Here is a 366-nt window from a genome sequence, read left to right on the forward strand (position 1 = left end):
CGATGCGCTGGCATAATGGGAGGGAGACGTTAGCCATGAGCAACTTAGACGAAAGCCGCGGCGGCTATGGCATCCGGACTCCCGGCAGCCTGCTGAGAAGGCGGCTTGGCCACCACTGGAAAGAACAATGGGGCATCATCCGCACCGCTGCGGACTGGACGGTGTTTCTGTACATCCTTATCCCGGGCGGGCTGCTTGGCGGAAGATTTTATTACGGGTTCTGGAGTGAGCCGCTTCCGGCATGGGTTACGCTGCTTCCCTATGCTCTCTTGCCGGCGCTGCTGGCCTTACTGATGCAGGGCGGTATGCTGTTGCTGCTGCATGAAGGCGACCTGCTATTTTTGCGGCAGCGAAAGCATTGGATAC

Annotated in this window: 1 protein-coding gene; it reads left to right on the top strand. The window is 58.7% G+C overall.

What is annotated here, in order from left to right; genetic code table 11:
- Positions 1–35: 35 nt before the first annotated feature.
- A partial coding sequence (locus L691_RS29810) for an ABC transporter permease (RefSeq protein ID WP_198023091.1) occupies positions 36–366 on the top strand: 331 nt, incomplete at its 3' end.

Origin of the sequence: Paenibacillus zanthoxyli JH29, from assembly GCF_000520715.1 — a bacterium.
Lineage (GTDB): Bacteria > Bacillota > Bacilli > Paenibacillales > Paenibacillaceae > Paenibacillus_AQ > Paenibacillus_AQ zanthoxyli.